Source organism: Sphingomonas sp. CCH5-D11 (assembly GCF_001557395.1).
Taxonomy (GTDB): domain Bacteria; phylum Pseudomonadota; class Alphaproteobacteria; order Sphingomonadales; family Sphingomonadaceae; genus Sphingomonas.
In genome coordinates this window covers 1-3,188 of sequence record NZ_LSKH01000233.1, presented here as the reverse complement: position 1 = coordinate 3,188, position 3,188 = coordinate 1, and the positions used below count along the sequence as shown (strand labels likewise).

Sequence of the window (3,188 nt, the reverse complement as noted above, 5' to 3'; positions counted from 1 at the left end):
ACGCCGATCTGCCTGAGCCAGGTCTGGACGGCGGCGGCGATGAACTCGCTGCCATTGTCCGACCTGATATGCGCGGGCGGACCACGCTCGATGAACAACTCGGCCAGCGCTGCCAGTACGTCTTCGTGTTTGAGCTGGCGCGCGACGACGAGTGCCAGGCACTCCCTGCTCGCCTCGTCGATAATGGTAAGGATGCGGAACTTGCGTCCGTCATGGGTGCGTTCCTCGACGAAGTCGTAAGCCCAGACATGCCCCGGATACTCCGGCCGCAACCGGATGCACGAGCCATCGTTCAGCCATAACCGGCCGCGTTTCGGCTGGCGCTGCGGCACCTTCAGCCCCTCGCGTCGCCAGATCCGTTCCACCCGTTTATGGTTCACCGACCAACCCGCCGCATGCAGCAGCGCCGTCACCCGGCGATAGCCGTAGCGCCCGTACTGCCTGGCAAGGGCGATGATATCCTCGGTGAGCGCCAACTCGTCATCTGCCCCGAACGGCACCTTGCGCTGCGTCGACCGGTGCTGGCCGAGCACGCGGCACACCCGCCGCTCGGATACATCCAGCACCTCCCGGACCTGGTCGATGCAGCGCCGACGCCGTGCGGGGCTCAGAAGTTTCCCTTGGCTGCCTCCTGCAGGATGAGCTTGTCCAGCGTCAGATCCGAGATCGCCCGGCGCAGCCGCAGGTTCTCCTTTTCCAGATCCTTCATCCGCCGAGCCTGATCGGTCTTCAGGCCACCATATTCCTTGCGCCAGCGGTAGTAGGTCTGCTCGCTGACCGCGATGCGCCGACAGGCCTCGGCGGTCGTGCCGCCCTGACCCAGCATGATCTCAACCTCACGTAGCTTCCCGATAATCTCCTCGGGCTTGTGCTTCTTCGCAGGCATTCGTCGTCCCTTCCTTGGTCCAGACTGTAATAGTCGATGGACCACTCAGAAGGGGGCAGCTCATCGCCGCGACTTCGCGCGCCTGTTCCTGGCCCAGCTCCGTCAGCTCGATCGTCGCGAGGTCGTGGCACGGCACCCCAGCATTGCCGGTGGATTCACCGTGGCGGATGAAGATCGCCTTCATGGCCGTTCACGCCGCATCTGCGTCAGCTCCATTTCATGCCGGAGCATGTCAGCGCCCAGTGCGACGCCCGAAGCCCATGCGAGGCTATGGCCCCACTCCCCTACCCCGACTTGCGCGAACGTCCCCGGGTCGCGCAGCGCCTCGAAATGGCGATCGGCAAGCACGCCGATCAGATCAAGCTCGCCCTTGATGCCATCGGACCAGGTGAGACGCAGCGACGCCGATCCGGACGCCTGGACGGCGAGGATTGTTGGCAGCTTGGCGGCCTGCGTTGTTTCAGACGCGTTACGTTGTTCATCCGTCATGGCGATCATCCGGTTCCCGGCCCGTCAGTGCTCCTGAACAGCTTTTCGATTTCCGCCATCGGCTTGAACAGACGATTGGCTTGATCGGGCAGCCGCAAAAACTCGTGTCGTTCATAGAATGAAATCGCCGCGTCATCCTTGGCATCCACCACGACCGCCAGAGATGCCGTCTCGCTCCGCAGGCAGCGCCGGAGCGCATCGAGCAGAAGAACCGTTCCCAACCCCCCGCCCCGCCCTTTCCCATCGACCGCGAGCCGGCCCAGGAGTGTGGCAGGCAGGACGGGGTAGCGCGGGAGTTTCTTGACGAGTGCGGCCGGCAGCTCCGCCGCTTGCAGCGATGTATTCGACAGCGTGTAGAAGCCGAGGACGTTAGGCGATGGCGGCTCTATCAGCACATAGGGAGCCGCCACGCGCCGCCGCGCGTCCTGGCTTGCCTGCAATTGCAGATAGCGGTCGAGCGCTTCGACGCCGCAGGAGAAGCCGGAACGATCGTGGCGCGTCGTGTCGAGAAGCTCGATAACGGGCCTTGCGGTGCCCACGCCTATTGATCGCCGACCCGCGCGGTATAAGCCGCCACACGCTCGCGCATCCTCTTGCTCGGCTCGCGCGGGTTGAGCAGCGCATCCACAAAGGCTTGGGAATCCCTGACACTAAGCTGGATGACTTCATGCTCCGCAATGGCGCGCTTCGCCGCGTCCTGAACGCTGGTCAGCACGAAATCGGTGATGCTGCGCCCTTCGAGCGCGGCGGCGCGCTCGATGAGAGCCTTCTGTTCAGTCGTCACGCGCGCTTCCAGTCGCTCGGCTCGCCGGCGAGCTGGGGAGGCGCTTTCCCGTCTTTGTGCGTGGGCCATAGCTTTCTCCTTACCTTGACGCAATGTACGGCCAATTGCCGGAAACTTCAAGCGGGGCCTCTCGTCATTTCGGAGTCACGGCCGCTGTGATCGTCATTTCAGCGATGCTTGAGAGTGGCGGGAAGCACAGGGCATCCGAGGCGCTACTATATATCGTCTGTATATCTTAACGACATCAATATACCGTCATTCCGACACTAGAGTGCAATGTCGGGCGCGTCCCTTCAGGCACGGCTCTATCTCCGCCTGACGGCTCCGACCAAGCCCGCAAGCGGTCTTGGCGCATCCGCGTGACGATCCTCGCGCGAGGCGGGCAAGGCCCCCGGCCTGCGGTGCCGGCGTTGCCGGCGTGGATATTCGTTCAGGGGGAAAGGCGTTCCCGGCCGCCTCTCCCCCGCAACGGGAATAGACGGGCCGTGCCTCGCTGCGCTGCGGCCGCTCCACCCCGTCGATTCCCGCTGCCCCCCTCTCTCGCCGGCTGCTCCGCGCGAACTCGGGAGCGATGGCGAGAGGCCATCGCCCCGAAGGGCGATTTGAAGGGAGTAGAAGGCATGACGCAGGACAACCGCGAAAGCTGGCTCAACCGGGTGGCAGCGGGCATGGCCCCACTGTTCGAGGCGCTGGATGCCCCCCTGCCCTCGCGCGTGCGCGTCGCGATCGGCTTCACCAGCAGGGGCGCGAAGGGCAAGGCGATCGGCGAGTGCTGGGACAATCGGCGCAGCGCGGACGGGCATTTTGAAATCTTCATCCGTCCCGACCTCGCTCACGCGCCCGACGCCATGCCGGCGCAGATCGCGGCCATCCTCGCGCATGAGCTGGTCCATGCCGCTGTCGGCATCCCGGCAGGGCATGGGAAGGCGTTTAAACGGATCGCGCTAGGGCTGGGGCTGGTCGGGCCGATGCGCGCCCCCCCCCCCGGCGAGGCGTTCCTGGCGGCCGTCGCGCCGATCTTGGATGCAG

General features: G+C 65.0%; 4 protein-coding genes and 2 pseudogenes. 1 reads left to right on the top strand and 5 read right to left on the bottom strand.

Annotated features, from left to right (window positions below):
- From AX702_RS21705 to AX702_RS14425, 5 genes and pseudogenes are all read right to left on the bottom strand, one after another.
- A pseudogene (locus AX702_RS21705) lies at positions 1 to 886 on the bottom strand (IS3 family transposase); the annotation flags it as partial.
- Between the two features lie 64 nt (positions 887 to 950).
- Positions 951 to 1,070: pseudogene (locus tag AX702_RS22125) on the bottom strand (phosphoglycerate mutase family protein); the annotation flags it as partial.
- Entirely contained in the window at positions 1,067 to 1,375 is a 309-nt protein-coding gene (locus tag AX702_RS14435) for a DUF2442 domain-containing protein (protein ID WP_082746280.1), read from the bottom strand. The gene AX702_RS14435 and the pseudogene AX702_RS22125, both read right to left, overlap by 4 nt.
- A gap of 5 nt (positions 1,376 to 1,380) precedes the next feature.
- On the bottom strand, positions 1,381 to 1,914 hold the full coding sequence (locus AX702_RS14430; protein WP_197420623.1) for a GNAT family N-acetyltransferase: 534 nt from the start codon (positions 1,912 to 1,914) through the stop codon (positions 1,381 to 1,383).
- Between the two features lie 2 nt (positions 1,915 to 1,916).
- On the bottom strand, positions 1,917 to 2,279 hold the full coding sequence (locus AX702_RS14425; protein ID WP_231731863.1) for a type II toxin-antitoxin system TacA family antitoxin: 363 nt from the start codon (positions 2,277 to 2,279) through the stop codon (positions 1,917 to 1,919).
- 500 nt (positions 2,280 to 2,779) lie between these two features.
- On the opposite strand from AX702_RS14425, the gene AX702_RS14420 reads away from it, so the two are divergent.
- Positions 2,780 to 3,188, top strand: a 409-nt coding sequence (locus AX702_RS14420) for a SprT-like domain-containing protein (RefSeq protein WP_066780720.1), incomplete at its 3' end; no start/stop codon positions are given.